Consider the following 21,625-nt stretch of genomic DNA (forward strand, 5'->3'; position numbering starts at 1 on the left):
ATGGGAGACGTTATTGATATATATGGTTTATCACCTTTGCAAAAAGGAATACTGTTTCATACTTTATACGATCAAGATGATGAACATTCTTTTTCCTATATTGTACAAGTAGGTTTCTTGCTCGGGGGGCAATTGGATGTTGATACTTTTGAAAAGGCTTGGGAATATGTTATTAATCGACATGAGGTTTTACGTTCAGTATTTGTATGGGAGGAAGTAGAAAAGCCACTACAAGCGGTTTACCAACGTCTTCCTTTTACTATTCATCAAGAGGATTGGAGCATCTATCCACATGAGGAAAGGGTGAAGAAATTACAACAGTTTTTGAATGTAGATCGTAGAAAAGGATTTTTATTGGATGAAGCACCATTGATGAGAGTCACTGCGATTAAAGAAGCAAAAGAGGAAACGAGAATTATTTGGACACATCATCATATTTTGCTAGATGGATGGAGTGTGTCATTGGTCTTTAGTGAAGTGATGGAAGTTTATCTCAAGATGATAAAGGGAGAATTATTGACTCTTCCTAAATCTCTTCCTTATAAAAAATATATCCAGTGGATAAATAAACAAGATCAAAGTCAAGCAGAGGAATTTTGGAAAGAAGAATTAAAAGGGTTCTATGCACCTACGCCATTAGCAATGGAAAGAAAGGATCAAGGACAAGAGAAGGGCTATGGAGAGTGTGTTTATCAAGTATCTGAGAAACTTACTGAGAAGTTACAAGAGTGGGTACGAAATAGTCGATTAACGTTGAATACGTTAGTACAAGGTGCATGGGCTTATTTGATGAGTAGGTATAGCGGTGACAGTGACGTCGTATTTGGCGTAACTAGCGCTGGACGTCCTACTGATTTAATGGGAGCAGAGAATATGGTGGGGCTATTTATTAACACATTACCTACCAGAATTCGATTAACGGATAATACATCAGTAGTAGATTGGCTTCGTAAAATACAAATGAAAGAAATGGAACGAAGACAGTATGAGTATAATTCGTTGATAGATATTCAAGGCTGGAGTGAGGTTCCGCGAAATAGCTCCTTATTCCATACCTTGTATGTGTTTGAAAATTATCCAATTCAAGGTGAGAGAAATGATGATTTAAGATTACTAGATGTTACAAGCACGGAACAAACAAATTATCCTTTAACACTCATTGTAATGCCCGGTAAGAAAATTACTTTAAAGTTGATGTATGATCGAAGCTATTTTAATGAAGAAACAATAAATCTGATTCAGAATCACTTATTGCAAATATTAATTCAGATGACGAAGAGCCTAGATTCAAAACTATTTGAAATTACTCATTTAACAGAAGAAGAACAGATACAGTTACTAGAGGAATGGAATCATACTCAATTTAATTATTCGGCTGAAGGCATGATTCATACGATGTTTGAGGAGCAAGTTAAAAAAACACCGGAAGCAATCGCGGCTAGTTACGAAAATGAACAAATTACCTATAAAGAGTTGGAGAAGCGTGCAAATCAGCTAGCTCATTATCTACAAAAGCATGGTGTAGGCCCAGAGTCTCTAGTTGGAGTATATATGGAACGTTCATTACAAATGATGATAGCGTTATTAGGTATTCTAAAATCAGGAGCAGCGTATGTTCCACTTGACCCTACTTATCCAGAGAGTCGACTTCGATATATATTAGAGGATGCTGGAATCGAAGTACTAGTGACGGAAGAGGATTCTAAAAATTTGTTTGTATCTGAAAATATAGAAACGATTTGTATGAATAAAGATTACACTGCAATTGAAAAAGAAGAATCAACCCCATGTATAAGTGGTGTAACAGGAGAAAATTTAGCGTATGTTATGTATACTTCAGGATCTACAGGGAATCCAAAGGGAGTAATGATTGAGCATCATTCAGTAATTAATTATCTAGAATGGATGCAACATAAATATCCGCTTTCTGAAAAGGATGTGGTCTTGCAGAAAACGCCATTCTCATTTGATGTCTCTGTTTGGGAATTGTTTTGGGGCATTCACGTTGGTGCAAGTGTATCTTTCCTACCTCCAGGTGGAGAAAAAGATCCTTCTATTATAGCTGAAGTGATTAAACAACATCAGGTTACTATAGTTCAATTTGTACCTTCGATGTTATCTGTTTTCTTAGACCACTTCAATCATATTGAATTGAACATGAATTGTTCGTCCGTACGCCATGTATTTTCTGGTGGAGAAGAACTAAGTTCAGGGTTGGTTAGACGATTTCAACAGAAATGGAATTATAGTGGACAAGTGAAATTAACCAACTTTTATGGGCCAACTGAAGCCACTATTTATGTGAATGCATTTGATATTCAGCCTAATCAAGAATTTGTTTCTATTGGGCAGCCAATACAGAACACGCAATTATATGTATTAGACCAAAATCAACGCTTGCAATCAATAGGAATTGAGGGTGAGTTATATATTGGTGGTGCTGGTTTAGCACGTGGATACTTAAATCGTCCGAATCTTACTGCTGAAAAATTCGTTTCGCATCCATATCGATTTGGGGAACGACTATATCGAACAGGAGATTCAGTAAGATATTTAACTGATGGGAATTTAGAATTTATAGGTAGAATGGACCACCAAGTCAAAATGCGTGGTTTTAGGATTGAATTAGGAGAAATTGAAGCGACTTTAGAAAAATGTTCGTTTATTAAAGAGGCTGTCGTATTAGTTAGAGAAGATCGTCCAGGTGATCAACGATTGGTTGCATATGTAATAAGCGATGGAAATACCGAGGAGTGGAGAGAGTATTTACAAAAACAATTACCAAATCATATGATTCCAGCGCACTTTATAGATTTAGAACACTTCCCGCTTACTCCAAATGGGAAAATTGACCGAAAGGCCTTGCCAGCACCTGATGAGCAAGCTATTGAAGATTTAAATGTGCTACCTCGGACGCCATCGGAAGAGCTTATTGCCTCGGTTTGGAGTCAAGTGTTAGGAACAGAAAATATTGGCATTCAGGATTCCTTCTTTGAACGTGGTGGGCACTCACTACTTGCTACTCAAATTGTCTCTCGATTGCAAGAACTGTTCCAAATTAAAATTCCATTACGTGAACTTTTCAAGCACGATACAGTGGAAGCATTGGCGAAACGAGTGGATCAGTTACGAAAAGAAGATAAAAAACGAGAGGTTGCTCCTCTTGTACCTATGAAACGAGAAGAAGTTATCCCACTTTCCTATGCGCAGAAACGTCTATGGTTTATTGATCAATTAATGCCAAATAGTGCTATGTACAATATCCATGCAGCGTGTCGCTTAACAGGTGAATGGTCAATTGAAGCATTGGAGGTCGGATGGAATCAATTGTTGGAGCGTCATGAATCATTAAGGACGACAATTCTAGAACAAGAGGGTGAACCTTTTCAACAAGTTCAATCTCATGTGTTCAGGCATATTCCTCAAACGAATCTAACAGATCTTTCTTTGGAAGATAGGGAAAGAGAAATGAAACGCCTTATTCAAAACGAGGCGGAGGAACCATTTCATTTTGGACAAGGTCCTCTGATTCGAACACGAATATTGAAAGTGGACAGGGAAGAATGGGTTCTCATTTGTACGATGCATCATATTATTTCAGATGGATGGTCAATGGGAATCTTACTTGAAGAATGGATGGCTTTTTATGAAGGAGCACTAACCGGAAAACCAGTGGAATTGAAGGAGTTATCTATCCAATATGCAGATTTTGTTATGTGGCAGAAGGAATGGCAAAAAGAGGAGAGTTTGAATCAGCATCTTCAATATTGGAAGGAAGAATTATCTGGGGAACTACCGGTTTTACAATTACCGATGGATCGTCCTCGACCTGCAGTTCAAACCCATCGTGGTGCAAGTCAGTCCTTAATAGTGGCGAATTCCTTACAGGAAAAGCTCAAAGATTTAAGTTTGCAAGAAGGATGCACTTTATTTATGACATTGATGGCAGCGTATCAAAGCTTCCTTTCTCGTTATACAGGACAGGACGACATTATAGTTGGAAGCCCCATCGCTAATCGAAATGTGAAAGAGATTGAGGGATTAATAGGATTCTTTGCAAATACGTTAGTTTATCGAGCTGATTTCAGTGGAAATCCGACGTTCCAAGAACTATTGTCGCAGATAAGAAAAAAAGCACTAAAAGCATACGAGTATCAGGACATCCCATTTGAGAAAGTGGTAGAATCCGTAAAACCTGAACGGAATACAAGTCATTCACCAATATTCCAAACTATGTTTACTTTACAGAATACGAAACAAGAGTTTCTTCAGCTATCCGAAAGACAAATGGAACTCATGGAAAGCCATGTTTCTGTTGCCAAATTTGATTTGAGTTTATTTGCTTCTGAGACGGAAGAAGGATTATCACTAACCTTTGAATATAATACTGATTTGTTTAATGATACAACCATTAAACGTATGGTAAATCATTTTGAACATTGGTTAAATCAAATTGCCTCTTATCCAAAATGTTTATTATCAGAATTGAATATGTTATCGAAAGTGGAATATAAGCAACTACTAGAGGAATGGAATGAATCAGCCGTTATAGATATAGAAGATAGTACGATTCATACAATGTTTGAAGAACAAGTGGAAAAAACACCAGAAGCAATTGCAGTAGTGTGCGAAGATGAAGAACTAACATATCGAGAGTTGGACGAACGCTCGAATCAGTTGGCACATTATTTACAAAAAAATGGTGTAACATGCGAAACATTGGTTGGGATTTGCGTTACACGTTCATCCGAGATGATTGTCGGTCTCTTAGGAATTATGAAGGCGGGAGGAGCATATGTCCCAATTGATCCAGCGTATCCGGAAAGTCGACTGCAGTACATTTTAGAAGATGCTCAAATAAAGGTACTGGTGACACAGGAAAAGTTACAACAAAAAATGGTTATACCTACATTCGTTAACGTCATTTGTATTGATCGTAATCGAGCAGAAATAGAACAAGAAGTTACTACGGTATGCACGAGTGAAGTGACGGGTGATAACTTAGCCTATATTATCTATACTTCAGGTTCCACGGGAAATCCAAAGGGAGTAATGATTGAGCACAGGAATACAGTAACAATGATTCATTGGGCGCATCATACGTATTCTCGAAAGGAATTAGCGGGAGTATTAGCTTCAACTTCACTATCTTTTGATTTATCCGTTTTTGAAGTATTTGTTCCCTTAACGATGGGTGGTAAGGTGATTGTCGCTGAAAATGCTCTACATCTAGACAAGTTGTCTACCAAAGGTGTGACTTTGGTTAATACTGTGCCATCGGCAGCAAAGGAACTGGTTCGAGCAAAAACAATTCCTTCTTCAGTAAAGGTAATGAATTTGGCTGGAGAACCGTTACCATATCCGCTTGTTCAAGATTTATACGAGAGAAGTACGATTGAGAAGGTGTTCAACTTATATGGACCGTCTGAAGATACTACGTATTCCACGTATCTGGAATTAGAAAAGGGTGTCATGCATAGGGTACCACCAATTGGTAAACCAATCTTCAATACAGAAGTATATGTATTGAGTGCTGAACAAAAAATGGTTCCAATTGGTGTAGTTGGTGAGTTGTACATTGGTGGATCAGGGTTAGCACGTGGATATTTAAAACGCCCTGACTTAACGAAAAATCGATTTATACCGCATCCGTTTAAAGAAGACGAGCGAGTATACCGGACTGGAGATCTAGTAAGGTATTTGCCGGATGGAAATTTGGAGTATGTTGGACGAATTGATCATCAGGTGAAAATTCGTGGGTTCCGGATTGAACTAGGAGAAATCGAAGCGGTATTACAAAAGCATACATTAGTTAACGAAGCTATTGTGATGGTGCGGGAAGATTATCCTGGCGATCCACGTTTGATTGCCTATGTTGTAGGAGACGGTGATTCTCAAAAGTGGCGTGATTATCTCAAGGACCAACTACCAAATTATATGATTCCATCCTATTTTGTTGGATTAAATGCATTTCCACTCACTCCTAATGGAAAAATTGATAGGAAGGCTTTACCAGCACCAGAGAAGCAGGAGATAGCGAGTTGTTATATTGCTCCTCGTACGTCTACGGAAAAAACAATTGTTTCGATATGGCATGAAGTTTTAGGCATGGAAAACATCGGAATTCAAGATTCGTTTTTTGAAATTGGTGGACATTCATTACTTGCTACGCAAGCTGTTTCCAATCTTAAAGAGGCTTTTGGAATCGAGATACCATTGCATGATTTATTTATGTTTCATACGGTGCAGCAATTGGCAGAACAGATTGATCAATTGCTCGATAACAAAAATCAAGAAATGCAGAATGATAGTAAGGAGAATATAAGCCTTCAAGATTATATTCAAAAAGAAGCAGAAGTGAGTAATGATGAAGAATTACTGGAACTGCTTAAGCAATTAGAAGAGTTATCAGAGGAAGAAGCACAAGGGATATTTGAGAGTAATTTGATTGAGGAAGGGGTAAAAAAATGAGAAGTGATTTACTTGCAAAGCTGAGTTCACTTTCTCCTGAGAAGAGAGCATGGCTTCAGAAGCAAATGCAAAAAAAGGAGAATAAAGAAGCACTCCCGTTGTCTTATGCACAACAACGTTTGTGGTTTATGGACAGATTTAACCCAAACAGTTCTTTATATAATATTCCAACAGTATGGCATCTAAAAGGAAATTGGATACCTGAAGCATTAGAGAAGGGATTCAATAGACTCATTGAACGTCATGAATCATTACGAACTGTTTTTAAAGAAATAGGAGAACAGCCTGTGCAACAAATTGTCGAATTCCTTCCTAGAGCATTACCTGTAAGGGATTACTCTCAACTTCTTCTAGAAGTAAAAGAAAAAGAGGTAGATAGTTTAATTGCGAGAGAAGCGCAAGAACCATTTGATTTAATGAATGGTCCTTTAATTCGTAATCAGCTTGTTCAATTAGAGAAGGATGAATGGTTATTACTGTGTACGATGCATCATATTATTTCTGATGCTTGGTCCATTGGTATATTCATGAATGAATTCCTTGCTTTCTATGAAGAAGAAACGGGCGGAAATCCTGCTAAATTAAGTTCATTATCTATTCAATATGCAGACTTTGCGAAGTGGCAAAAGGGGTGGTTGCAAGGTGATGTGCTAAATCGTCAGCTTACGTATTGGCAGGAAGAATTGTCTGGTGAGCTTCCTATCTTACAACTGCCAGTGGATCGACCTCGACCGGTTAAGCAGACTTACTCTGGGGCTGCGCATCATGTGATTTTTCCTTATAAATTGCTCAGTCAATTGAAGGATATAAGTCGACAAGAAGGATCTACTTTATTTATGACTTTAATGGCCGCATACCAGAGCTTTCTTGCTCGTTATACGGGACAAAAAGATATTCTAGTTGGTAGCCCGATTGCAAATCGGAACCATAAGGGAGTAGAAGGATTAATTGGTTTCTTTGTTAATACGTTGGTTTATCGATCAGATTTGAGTGGCACCCCTACTTTTCGGGAGATTTTGAACCAAACAAAGAAAAAGGCGTTAAAAGCTTACGAATATCAAGATATACCATTTGAAAAAGTGGTAGAAGCCGTGCAACCTGAACGAAGCATGAGTCATTCCCCTATATTTCAGACCATGTTTACGCTACAGAATATAAAACAAGAACGACTAGATTTGCCTGATAGAAGTATTGAAATGGTAGAAAGTAATATGTCTATTGCTAAATTTGATTTGAGCTTAACTGCCTATGAAGTGGAAGAAGGTCTATTCGTCTCATTTGAATACAACACGGATTTATTTGATAGTAGTACCATTGCACGTATGGCAGGACATTTTGAGAACTGGCTAAATGAAATCACGTATCATCCAGATGAATCATATACAAAGCTGTCAATGCTATCGGATACTGAGCAAAATCAACTCCTAGAAGAATGGAATGATACGGACGTAGTTTATGGTCATGATTGTATGATTCATGAGCTATTTGAGCAGCAAGTTGCACGGACGCCTGATGCAGTGGCGGTAGTTTATGAGGGTGGAAAGCTAACGTATCAAGAACTAAATGAAAAATCGAATCAATTGGCACATTTTCTACAAAAACGAGGTATCGGACCTGAATCATTGGTTGGTATATGTATTGAACGTTCTCCTGATATGATTATCGGTCTCTTTGGGATTTTGAAGGCAGGTGGGGCTTATGTCCCACTGGACCCAAGTTATCCTGAAAACCGCCTGAGATATATTTTGGAGAATTCACAAATTCAAGCGCTGTTAACAAAAGAGGCACTACAGGACTGGTTACCTAAAGATATTCAAGCAATTTGTTTAGACCGGGATCAAGTGATGATTTCTAAAGAGAGTAATTTAGCTCCGGTAAGTGGAGTAACAGCAAATAACTTAGCCTATATTATATACACTTCGGGTTCGACGGGAAATCCAAAGGGGGTAATGATTGAACATCATTCCGTTATCAACCGCCTACAGTGGATGCAGAAAAAATACCCATTGTCCGAGGAGGATACAATCCTACAAAAGACACCGTTTTCATTTGATGTTTCTGTATGGGAATTATTTTGGTGGTCATTTGTAGGAGCACGTGTTTGTTTACTTCCACCAGGAGGAGAGAAAGATCCTGCGGTGATTGAGGAGTATATTGAACGATATCGCGTGTCCACCATGCACTTTGTTCCGTCGATGTTATCTACTTTCTTAGATTATATGGAACTATATAATTCGAAAAGGGATGTATCGTCTTTAATTCAAGTTTTTACTAGTGGAGAAGCGTTAAACACTGAGCAGGTTCGCCGGTTTAAGGGGATCTTTTACAATGTTCAGCAAACAAAGTTAATTAACTTGTATGGTCCTACTGAAGCGACTGTGGATGTGACTTATTACGATTGTGATTTAGAAAAAGAAGCAATGCTTATTCCGATTGGTCGTCCGATTGATAATACAGAGTTGTATGTGTTAGATCAATATCAACAAGTGGTCCCGATTGGTGTGGCAGGGGAACTTTACCTTGGAGGAGTAGGATTGGCACGTGGCTACTTCAATCGACCGGATTTAACTACTGAACGTTTTATTCCGCATCCTTTTAAGGACGGGGAACGATTATATCGAACGGGTGACTTGGTGAGATATATGAATGATCGTAACTTGGAATATATTGGAAGAGTAGATAACCAAGTTAAAATTAGAGGATTCCGAATTGAATTGGGAGAAATTGAAGCAGCTTTACATGATCACTCATCTGTAAAAGAGGCAGTCGTGTTGGTGAAGGAAGATCGACCAGGAGATAAGCAGTTAGTAGCTTATGTAGTGGGTGAAGGGGATACTGGGGAGTGGCGTGAATATCTCAAGAAGCAATTACCACATTATATGGTTCCCGCATACTTTTTCCAAATTGAAGGTATGCCACTCACTCCAAATGGTAAAGTGAATCGGAAAGCATTATTGGAATTAGAAGAACAGTTCATAAGTGAAGATATTACTTCATCACGAACACCAGTGGAGGAGCTCATCGTTTCCGTTTGGAGCCAAGTGTTAGGAATAAAAAATATTAGTGTTCAGGATTCCTTTTTTGAAATCGGTGGTCATTCACTACTAGCTACTCAAGTAGTGTCACGTTTACAGGGAATTTTTCAAATCGAATTACCAGTACGTGAACTATTTGAATATACAACGGTGGAGTCACTGGCAAAGCGATTAGAACAGTTACGTAAAGGAGATAAAAAACGAGAGATTCCGCCACTAATACCAATGAAACGAGGAGAAGCTATTCCACTATCTTATGCCCAACAACGTTTATGGTTTATTGATCAATTTACACCTAATAGTGCCCTTTACAATATGCCAATGGTATGCCGTCTTACAGGGAATTGGCTACTTGAAGCATTGGAAACGGGATGGAATCAACTAATAGAACGTCATGAATCACTGCGGACGGTCTTTCAAGAAGTGAATGGTCAACCCGTACAGCAAATTGAACCGTATGCTTTTCAATCAATTCCGAAAACGGATTTAACTATGCTTTCTCCTGAAGACCGAGAAGAAGAAGTTAAACGTTTAATTCAACAAGAAACAGAAGTGCCATTTGTTTTAACAGAGGGTCCATTAATCAGGACAAGTATTTTGCACGTGGGAGAGGAAGAATGGATACTCCTTTGTACTCTACATCATATCATTTCAGATGGATGGTCAATGGGAATCCTACTTGAAGAATGGATGGCATTTTATGAGAAAGCAACGGATGGAAAGGTAGCGGAACTTGAACCATTACCGGTTCAATATGCCGACTTTGCTCAGTGGCAAAAAGGATGGCTAAAGGAGGAGGTGCTTGATCAACAACTCCAATATTGGAGGGAAGAATTGTCTGGGGAGCTTCCTGTACTCCAACTTCCTGTGGATCGCCCGCGTCCCGCAATACAAACTCATCACGGATCGACATACACTATGGTTCTGCCAAGCACGCTACATGATAAATTGAATGAACTTAGTCGAAAAGAAGGGGCTACGCTCTTCATGACGCTTTTAGCTGCATATCAAAGTTTTCTATCTCGTTATACGGGACAAGAAGATATTCTGGTCGGAAGCCCAATTGCGAATCGGAATTATAGAGAAATTGAAGGACTAATTGGTTTCTTCGTTAACACGCTGGTTTATCGAGCTAATTTGAGTGGTAGACCGACATTTCAAGATGTACTGTATCAGGTTCGTCAAAAGGCATTGAAGGCGTATGAATATCAAGATATTCCATTTGAAAAAATTGTAGAAGTTGTGCAACCGGAGCGAAGTACAAGTCATTCGCCAATCTTCCAGACTATGTTCATCTTGCAAAATATGAAACAAGAGTTACCGGTGTTATCTAGTAGAAGTATTGAAATGATAGAAAGCCACAGTCCAATTGCAAAGTTTGATTTAAGTGTAATGGCAGTTGAGACGGAAGAGGGATTACTTTTTACTTTTGAGTACAATAAGGATTTATTCAATGCTACTACTATTGAACGGATGGCAGGACACTTTGAGAAATGGCTACATGAAGTTTCTCATCGCCCACAAAATCCGTTGCATAACCTGAGCATGCTATCAGAAACCGAGTGTACTTTGTTATTAGAAACATGGAATGACACTGTAATAGAAATGTCTCATCAGGGTCTTATTTGCGACAAATTTGAGGAGCAAGTAGCAAGGCGTCCTGATGCGATTGCGATAGTTGATCAAACAAAACAGTGGACTTATGGTGAATTGGATACACAAGCAAATCAGTTGGCAAATGTTTTACAGCGAAAGGGAGTAGCCCCAGAGTCAGTGGTAGGGGTTTATCTTCCGAGATCAGCTGAGCTGATGGTAAGTTTACTAGGCATTTTAAAAGCTGGTGGAGCTTATGTCGTTTTAGATCCGTTGTATCCAAAATCAAGGTTAGAATACATGATTGAAGATGCAGGAATTCAATTTGTAGTGACGGCGGAAGGACAAGACGGACATTTCGCACACGTCGAAATGGTGAGGTTAGAAGAATTAACGGTGGAAAGCGTAATCGCACCTACACGTCAAATAAATCCAGAGAACTTAGCCTATATTGTTTATACCTCTGGTTCTACAGGAAAACCGAAGGGTGTAATGGTTGAATATCGCTCATTAATGAATATGGTTTCTTGGCATCAGGAAGTTTATCATATTTCAGCAGAGGATCGTGCGACTCAGATTGCAGGGGTTGCTTTTGATTCGGCTGTCCAGGAGATCTGGCCGTATCTAACTGCTGGCGCAGCACTCTACTTGTCAACAGAGGAACTGAGAATTAATCCAGAAGCACTAAGGGACTGGCTCATTGATTCACGAATAACAGCTAGCTTTGCACCTACGCCTATTCTGGAAAGGCTCTTGAAATTATCTTGGCCAGATAAAACGGATCTTCGTTTTATCATTACTGGTGGGGATCAATTAACGCAGTACCCATCTAACGATATTCCTTTTGCGGTAATTAATCAGTATGGTCCATCGGAAAATACCGTTGTTACCACAGATTGTTATGTACCTGTAGGAGTGACAACAGGTACGCCATCGATTGGTCGACCGATTGCAAATACAGAAGTTTATGTGTTAGATTCTCATCTTCAGCTAGTACCAATTGGCGTAATTGGAGATCTCTATATTGGAGGGAAGAGTCTTGCACGTGGATATGCTAATCGTCCGGATCTTACAAAGGAAAAATTTATTCCACATCCTTTCAAGTCAGGAGAACGTCTCTATTATACAGGAGACAAAGCAAGTTATCTTTCTGATGGTAATCTCCAGTTCCATGGACGTATAGATGACCAAGTAAAAATTCGTGGTTTCCGGATTGAATTGGGAGAAATAGAAGCTGTTTTGCAGGCACATTCTTCTGTGAAAGAAGCAGTTGTATTGGTACGAGAGGATAATCAAGGTGATAAGAGATTAGTAGCTTATGTAGTTGGTGAAGGAAGTGTCCATGAATGGCGAGAACATCTACAAACACATTTACCAAATTACATGGTTCCAACAAACTTTATTGAGATGGAATTTTTATCACTTACACCGAATGGAAAACTTGATTTGAAGGCATTGCCTATACTTAGTGAACAATCCGCTGAAAATACTGTATACCCAAGAACTCCGCTGGAAGAACTTATCGCTTCAGTGTGGAGTCAAGTGCTAGGAATAGGAGACATTGGTGTTCAGGATTCTTTCTTTGAGCTTGGTGGTCACTCTCTACTTGCTACACAAGTGGTCTCACGCTTACAGGAAGTCTTTCAAATCAAATTGCCAGTACGTGAACTGTTCGAATATTCAACGATCGAGGCATTAGCGAAACGAATGGATCAGTTACGTAAGGGGAATGAAAAACGAGAAATTCCACCATTGGTGCCGATGGAACGTGGAAATAATATTCCACTATCTTATGCCCAACAGCGCTTATGGTTTATTGATCAATTTGCACCTAATAGTGCACTTTATAATATGCCAATGGTATGCCGTCTTACAGGGAATTGGTTACCTGAGGCATTGGAGTTGGGATGGAATCAGTTGATAGAGCGTCATGAATCTTTGCGGACTGTATTTTATGAAGAGGATGGCCATCCTGTGCAGCAGATTCAACCGTACGTTTTCCGTCCGCTTCTGCAAATGGACTTAACTAAGCTTTCATTAGAGGAGCGAGAAAGAAAGTTGGAGCAATGGATTCAAACTGAAGTCGAATCTCCATTTGATTTAGAACAAGGGCCATTATTCCGTGGGAAACTCATAAGAATTTCAGAAGAAGAATGGGTTCTTCTGTGTAATATGCATCATATTATCTCGGATGGGTGGTCGATGGAAATCTTGCTTCAAGAATGGATGGCATTTTATGAGAATGCGATTGGTGAAAAACAAGCAGAGCTGCAACCACTACCAGTTCAATATGCCGATTTTGCTCAGTGGCAAAGAGACTGGTTGAAAGATGAAGTACTATATCAACAGCTTGCATATTGGAAGGAAGAATTATCTGGTGAGTTACCAGTCTTAATGTTGCCAATGGATCGTCCGCGTCCGCCAGTGCAAACCCATCATGGATTAACTCATAATGTTTTGTTGTCACGCTCATTACTGGATAAATTAAACGAACTAAGTCGTCAAGAAGGGGCCACACTTTTCATGACCTTATTGGCATCGTATCAAAGTTTCCTTGCTCGTTATACGGGACAAACGGATATTATTGTTGGTAGCCCAATTGCAAATCGAAATTATCGAGAAATTGAGGGGCTAATTGGTTTCTTTGTCAACACTTTGGTTTATCGAGCTGATTTAAGTAATGCACCGGCATTTCAAGAGTTGTTATCTCAAGTACGGATAAAAGCATTGAAGGCGTATGAGTATCAAGATGTTCCGTTTGAGAAAATTGTAGAGGTTATCCAACCTGAACGAAATACAAGCCATTCTCCGATTTTTCAAACCATGTTTACTTTGCAAAATACGGGACAGAAGCTACCAGAACTACATGGAAGAAATATAGAAGTAATGGAAAGTAATGCTCCGATCGCTAAGTTTGATTTAAGTTTAACTGCTGCAGAAGTGGAAGAGGGTTTATTACTTACTTTTGTTTATAGAACTGATTTATTTGACAGCTTAACTATTGAATCCATGGCTGAACATTTTGGGAACTGGTTGAATGTAATCGTGGAGAATCCTGATAAATCATTAGCTAAGTTGCCTATATTATCAGGATTACAGCAAAAACAGTTGGAGGAGTGGAATAATAATACTGTAGCATATCCACAGGAAAGTACGATTCATCAGCTGTTTGAAGAGCGAGTAAATCGTACACCTGATGCGGTAGCAGTGGTAGATGAAAAACAGCAGTTAACATATCGAGAGCTGAATGAAAAAGCTAATCAATTGGCCCACTATCTTCAGCAATGTGGGATTGGGACTGAATCATTAGTTGGAATTTGCTTTGAGCGTTCAGTTGAGATGATTGTTAGTATTATGGGGATCTGGAAGGCTGGAGCAGCCTATGTTCCATTGGATCCATCATATCCAGAAAGTCGCCTACGATATATTTTGGAGGACACTGGAATTCAAGTATTAGTTACGAACGAGTCATTGGAAGATTGGATACCTAAAGAAATCAAGATAGTTTGTCTAGACAGGGATCAAATAATGATTTCACAAGAAAGCATTCTTTCACCAAAATGTGAAGTAACAGGAGAAGACTTAGCGTATGTTATCTATACTTCAGGATCAACGGGGAATCCAAAGGGTGTCTCGATACAGCATCATTCTGTACTAAACTTGTCGTATGGTTTACAAAAAGAGGTTTTCGAACATGAGATACCATCTAACATGCATGTCGGTTTAAATGCGTCAATTGCCTTTGATGCATCTATCCAGCAATTACAAATGCTGCTTTATGGTTCAAGTTTGTATATTATTCCAAGCGAAGTACGAAGTGATCCGGAGCAGTTTGTAGCTTATATTAGGGAGAACAAGTTAGAAATCTTTGATATAACACCTTCATTGCTTCAATTACTTATAGATGTCGGATTGTTAGAAACGTGCGATGGCGTTCATGTTCCAAGTAAGGTACTGGTTGGTGGTGAAGCAATTATGCCGTCATTATGGGAACAGCTAGTAGAGACTGATAAAATCCAGTTTTATAATGTATATGGTCCTACAGAATGTACGGTTGATGCAACATGCTATCATATCAAGAAAGGTAGTAAGAGAGTAACAATTGGACGTCCATTGCCTAACATCCAAACTTATGTATTAGATAGAAATAGGTTGTCAGTTCCAGTTGGTGTAATGGGGGAACTTTATATCGGAGGAGCAGGTCTAGCAAGGGGGTACTTGAATCGTCCAGAGTTAACATCCGAACGATTTATTTCTCATCCATTCAAAGAAGGCGAGAGGTTATATAGAACAGGTGATCTAGTGAGATATCTTCCTGATGGTAATATAGACTACTTAGGAAGAATGGATAATCAAGTGAAGATTAGAGGATTTCGAATTGAACTTGGAGAGATTGAGTCGACTTTACAAGAGCATGACTTAGTAAAAGAGGCAGTTGTAATGGTTAGGGAAAATCAGTCGGGAGATAAGAGGCTGGTAGCTTATGTAGTGGGCGAAGGCAGTTTAGAAGAATGGCGAGAGTATCTTAAAACAAAACTGCCAATCCATATGATACCTTCCTACTTTGTCGAAATGAAAGAATTACCGCTAACCATAAATGGAAAGATTGATCGGAAATCGTTACCTATACCAGATTATCAAGGAACACAAGAAGGATACGTGGCCCCAAGAAATGAACGTGAACATAAGCTTTCTATCATTTGGGAACGTGTGCTAGGTTCAAAACGTATTGGTATGAATGATAACTTCTTTGAAATTGGTGGAGATTCAATTCTTAGCATTCAGATTGTCTCGCGCGCGAAGCAAGTTGGTTTACAATTGACACCAAAACAAATATTTGAACACCAAACAATTGCTGAGTTGGCGCAAGTAGTCAAAGAAGAACAAGGTGTACAAGCTGAACAGGGAATTATAACTGGAGAGACGATACTTACACCTATTCAGCAAAGGTTTTTTGCACAAAATCATCCTAACCCACATCATTGGAATCAATCCATGTTCTTTAGAACGAAAGAGAAATTGGACATAGGATCACTGGAAAAGGCGGCAGGTAACCTTCTACTTCATCATGATGCTCTGCGTTTAAGATATGAACGTTTACCTAATGGGGTTTGGAAACAGTGGAATGAAGGAATAGAAGAACAATTGATGCTTACTGTCATTTCATTAGACGAAGTGCCGGAAGCTGATTGGCATCAGGTTATTCAAAAAGAGATTAATATTGCACAAGAAAGTTTGAATTTACATGATGGTCCGCTAATGAGAATGGTGTATTTTGATGAAGGTGAGCACGCTGGCCGATTATTTTGGACAATTCATCATTTAGCCGTGGATGGTGTTTCTTGGCGAATTTTATTGGAAGATTTGCAAACAGCATATACGCAAGTAGTCCAAGGGCAGAAAATTCAATTACCTATGAAGAGTACATCTTTTAAAGAATGGTCGGAGAAATTACATCATTACGCTGAAACTGGCCTATCAAAAGAAGTGCTACATTACTGGGAGGAGCAGGCTGAACAAGACGTAGTTAAATTGCCGGTAGATGGTACTATAAGTAATCCAGTAAGCGCAGTAACTGAGGAAATTACTGTGGTGTTAAATGAGAATGAGACCCGTATGTTATTGCAAGAGACTTTAAGCACTCACCGTGTCCAAATCAATGAAGTATTATTAGCAGCATTAGTACAAGCTACGGCAGCATGTACGGGGCAGCCGATATTGAGCGTAGATTTAGAGGGACATGGTCGAGAAGAGATTATTGAAGATGTTGATTTATCGAGAACTGTGGGATGGTTTACAAGTATTTACCCAGTTCATTTAAATATTACTAGTGCTAATACGCCAATTGAAGCATTAAAAGCAGTTAAAGAACAAGTTCGCAAAATTCCTAATAAGGGTGTTGATTATGGGGTGTTGCGTTACATGAACGCAACAATGTGTGAGCAATTAAGCTCCCAATATACACCGTCTATTAGTTTTAACTATCTTGGACAATTTGACCAAATGTTTTCTAGCGATGCAATGTTTATTCCGGAGAACGAATTTAAGCGTTTAGATCATGCTGCCGGTTCCAAGCGATCGCATGTAATTGATGTAATTGGGGTTGTAACGGATGGAAAACTTCAATTCACTTGGGTATACAATGTTGGACAATTTGCCAAATCAACGATTCAAAGTATTGCACAGAATATGCTATATCAACTGAGTACATTGATTCAATTTTCAGATAGAGAATCTGCACTGACCATTTCGGATTTTGCAATGGCTAATCTTAGCCAAGAAGGTTTGACAAATGTACTAAACAAAATGCATCGCGGAAAGAACAATCAGATTACTGATTTATATCCACTATCACCTTTGCAAGAAGGTATGATTTTCCACACATTGCATGACCAAGGGGATGAACATGTTGCACCGTATATAGTGCAATTGAGTTTTATGATTCGAGGAAAAATGAATATTCCTACATTTGAGCAGGCGTGGAAATCTGTAATTCAGCGGCATGAAATTTTTCGTACAGCATTTGTATGGGACGAAATTGAAGAACCTGTACAAGTGGTGTATGAAAATATCCCATTTAAAGTGAATAAAGAAGACTGGCGTACAATGACAAGTGAAGAGATAGAGGAAAAAAGAAAAGTCTTTTTGGCATTAGATCGAAAACAAGCCTTCCAATTTGATGAAGCACCATTGATGCGGGTAACAGTCATTCAAGAAGGTGAGGAAGAATATCGGATTGTTTGGACCCATCACCATATTTTACTGGATGGATGGAGTTTACCATTAGTATTTAATGAATTACTTACAGTCTATCAGAAGAGAATGAATGGAGAAGCTGTGAAGTTACCTAAGTCCTCACCATATAAGAAATATATCCAATGGTTAAGAGAGCAAGATAAGGAGCAGGCGGAACAATTCTGGAGAGAGAAGCTAAAAGGTTTTACTGCGCCAACTTTGCTGGGCTTAGAAAGTAAAGAGGAAGAAAAAGGTTACACAGAGAAGGTTACGTATTTATCAGAAGAGCAGACTCAAGCGTTACAAGGATGGGCGAAACGCAATAAACTTACTTTGAGTACAGTAATTCAAGGTGCATGGGCATATCTCATGAGCCGATATAGTGGAGAAAATGACATTGTTTTTGGTGTAACAAGCTCAGGGCGTTCTACGGAGATTATTGATGTTGAAAACATCGTAGGTCCTTTCATTACAACGTCACCGACGCGAATTCAATTGATGGATGATATAAAATTAATAGATTGGTTGCAGAAGATACAAGAGGAAGAGATAGAAAGAAGACAATATGAGTATGCTTCTTTGACAGAGATTCAGGGGTGGAGTGAAGTTCCTAGAGGAATACCGCTGTTCAATAGTTTATATGTGTTTGAAAATTATCCAGTGAAAGAGGAGTCTTCAGAAAATCTGGAAATTGGTGAATTGGAAGGGGTAGAACAAACCCACTACCCATTAGGGTTAGCTGTAGTTCCAGGAATCCAGTTATCGTTAAAGTTAATGTATGACCGTAGTAAGTTTAATAGAGTAACCATTGAACGAATGCTGGGTCATTTACACAAAGTGTTAATGCAAATGCTCAAAAACATTGATCAAAATCTATCGGAGCTAGTATATATTACGGAAGCTGAACAAAGAAAGCTATTGGAAGAATGGAATAATAATACTATATCCTATCCACGTGAGAATGCAATCCATCAACTATTCGAAGAGCAAGTAAATCGTACGCCTGACGCGTTGGCAGTGGTAGATGAAAAACAGCAACTAACATATCGAGAGCTGAATGAAAGAGCTAACCAATTAGCCCATCATTTACAGAAATGTGGAATTGGGACAGAGTCATTAGTTGGCCTTTGCTTTGAGCGTTCAGTTGAGATGGTTGTTGGTCTCATGGGAATTTGGAAGGCCGGAGCAGCCTATGTTCCATTAGATCCATCGAATCCGGAAAGCCGCCTACAATATATTTTAGAAGACACAGGAATTAAAGTGTTAGTTACAAATGAAGTATTACTAGGCTGGATTCCTAAAGACATTAAGACAGTTTGCCTAGATAGGGACCAAGCAATGCTTTCTCAAGAAAGCAAACTTTCACCAATATGTGAGGTAACAGGGGAAAACTTAGCGTATGTTATCTACACTTCTGGTTCGACAGGGAATCCAAAGGGAGCTTTAGTACAGCACCATTCTGTAATAAACCTATCATATGGTTTACAAAAAGAAGTTTTCTCACATGAGATACCTAGTAATATGCGCGTTGGTTTGAATGCATCAATTGCCTTTGATGTATCTATTCAGCAATTACAAATGCTGCTTTATGGTTCAAGTTTATATATTATTCCAAGTGAAGTTCGCACTAATCCAGAACAATTTGTGTCCTATATTAGGGAGAATAAATTGGAAATGTTTGATATGACACCTTCATTACTTCAATTACTAATAGATGGAGGATTGCTAGAAATAAGTGCTGATGTTCATGTACCAAGCAAGATATTGGTCGGTGGTGAAGCAATCATGCCGTCATTATGGGAACAGCTAGTAGAGACTGAAAAGATTGATTTTTATAACGTATACGGTCCTACAGAATGTACGGTTGATGCAACATGCTATCATATCAAAAAAGATAGTAAGAGAGTAACAATTGGACGTCCGTTGCCGAACGTTCAAACTTATGTATTGGATAAAAATTTGTTACCTGTTCCAGTTGGTGTAACAGGTGAGCTATATATTGGGGGTGCAGGTATAGCGAGAGAATACTTGAATCGCCCAGAATTAACAGCAGAGCGATTCATCTGTCATCCATTTAATGAAGAAGAGCGTTTATATCGTACGGGAGATTTGGTTCGTTATTTACCTGATGGTAATTTAGATTACTTGAGAAGAATTGATAATCAAGTGAAAATTAGGGGCTTTCGTATTGAACTTGAAGAGATTGAAGCGAGTATAGAGAGGCATCCATTGGTAAAAGAAGCAGTAGTTTTGGCAACAGAGGATAAATTAGGAGAGCAGAGATTGGTTGCTTATGTAGTTGGAGATGGTAGTATGCATGAGTGGCGTGAGTATCTCAAGACACAAGTACCAAATTATATGGTTCCCGCACACTTTATTAAGGTAGACGAGATTCCTCTTACAACGAATGGCAAAGTTGATCGAAAGGCATTGAACAATTTAACTATTCATAGAGAAAATAACTTCTCTACACCAATCATTCCAAGGGATGAAATTGAATATCAGTTGATTAAAATCTGGCAGGATGTGTTACAGATAGAAGATGTCTATGTAAATGATGATTTCTTTAATAGAGGAGGACACTCTCTCCTTGTAATTAAATTAGTTTCAAAAATTAGGGAGAAGTTTGGAAAAGAGATTAAGGTTTCAACATTGATTAAGAATCCAACATTGGAAGGAATCGCATGCCTTATTCGTGATAAGCATGATATGACGAAATCAGTAGCAGCGCTAGTTCCACTACAAGAATCAGAAAAAAGCCCTTTCTTCTGTGTTCATCCGTTTATGGGGAATGTATTCTGTTACATTCAACTAGCAAGATTACTTAAGAACCATTGTTCATTTTATGGTTTACAGAATCCTCTTATAGAAAAGGGAGAAATTGATGAATTGACCTTGCCGGAACTAATTCAACTTTACATTGAAGAAATCAAACGTGTTCAGCCAGAAGGCCCATATCGTCTTGGAGGATGGTCTTTAGGCGGTGCAATTGCTTATGAAATCGCAACTGTGCTAAAGAATCAAGGTGAGGAAGTTGAGTTGTTGATACTAATGGATACTAAAGTACCTTCAGAGCAAGATCGTAAAACAAGGGAGGATATGCTCTCATATATATCTGAACATTTCATTCCTAGAGATCTTACTGAGCAGGGGGAAGGCCTCTTCCATGAACAAGATATGCTTGTAGAGCGACTAATTATGGAGGGAGTACTCCCGCCTGATGCAGATCTTATGAATTTGAAGCAAGTTATCAATGCTCATAGGAAATGCCTGAACTTAATGGCAGAGCATGATTTAATACCATACTCTGGAGAAGTTCTCTACTTTAGTGCTGAGGAAGGAAAAGAGTTGTTTACAGATTGGGGACCTTTATTAAAAGGTAGAGTAAATAGGTATTCAGTCCCTGGATCACATGAAGAAATAGTGGATTCACCTGCAGTTGAAAAAATAGCTATGTATCTACTAAATGATTTTGAAGGAATAAAAGAAAGATCCATTTTATTAACGGAAAAGTAGAGAGTATAAAAGATGCAACGCTATGAACGAAAAGGGGAGACCAATACCTGCATATCAAGTGTAGGGAATAATGAATATATTAAGAGCATTACTTTTTAAGGGGATAATGTAAAAAGTAATTGGTAGAGACATAGAAATCTTTGTAATAGAAGCGAATGCCTGATGATATTACTGAGGAAAGGTGCATATTTTCATTGATATGTAAATATGCACCTTTCCTATTGTATATGCAATTTAGTAATGTGAATTTGAATTTATGTAACGTTCATATATGA

2 protein-coding genes are annotated in these 21,625 nt (G+C 38.6%); both read left to right on the plus strand.

Annotated elements, in window-relative coordinates; all coding sequences use genetic code 11:
* Complete coding sequence (locus tag DN407_RS11690; protein ID WP_149216266.1) at positions 1–6,471, plus strand: non-ribosomal peptide synthetase; 6,471 nt, start codon at positions 1–3, stop codon at positions 6,469–6,471.
* A complete protein-coding gene (locus tag DN407_RS11695) occupies positions 6,468–21,350 on the plus strand; it encodes a non-ribosomal peptide synthetase (RefSeq protein WP_149216267.1) in 14,883 nt (4,960 codons plus the stop codon). The genes DN407_RS11690 and DN407_RS11695 overlap by 4 nt, the downstream gene beginning before the upstream one ends.
* Positions 21,351–21,625: the final 275 nt, after the last annotated feature.

The sequence above is a fragment of the Bacillus sp. JAS24-2 genome, from assembly GCF_008274905.1.
GTDB classification, from domain to species: Bacteria; Bacillota; Bacilli; order Bacillales; family Bacillaceae_G; genus Bacillus_A; species Bacillus_A cereus.

Coding starts and splice junctions, on each gene's coding strand:
- DN407_RS11695 (WP_149216267.1), top strand. CDS start 6,468: ATGAGAAGTGATTTACTTGCAAAGCTGAGTTCACTTTCTCCTGAGAAG.
- DN407_RS11690 (WP_149216266.1), top strand. CDS start 1: ATGGGAGACGTTATTGATATATATGGTTTATCACCTTTGCAAAAAGGA.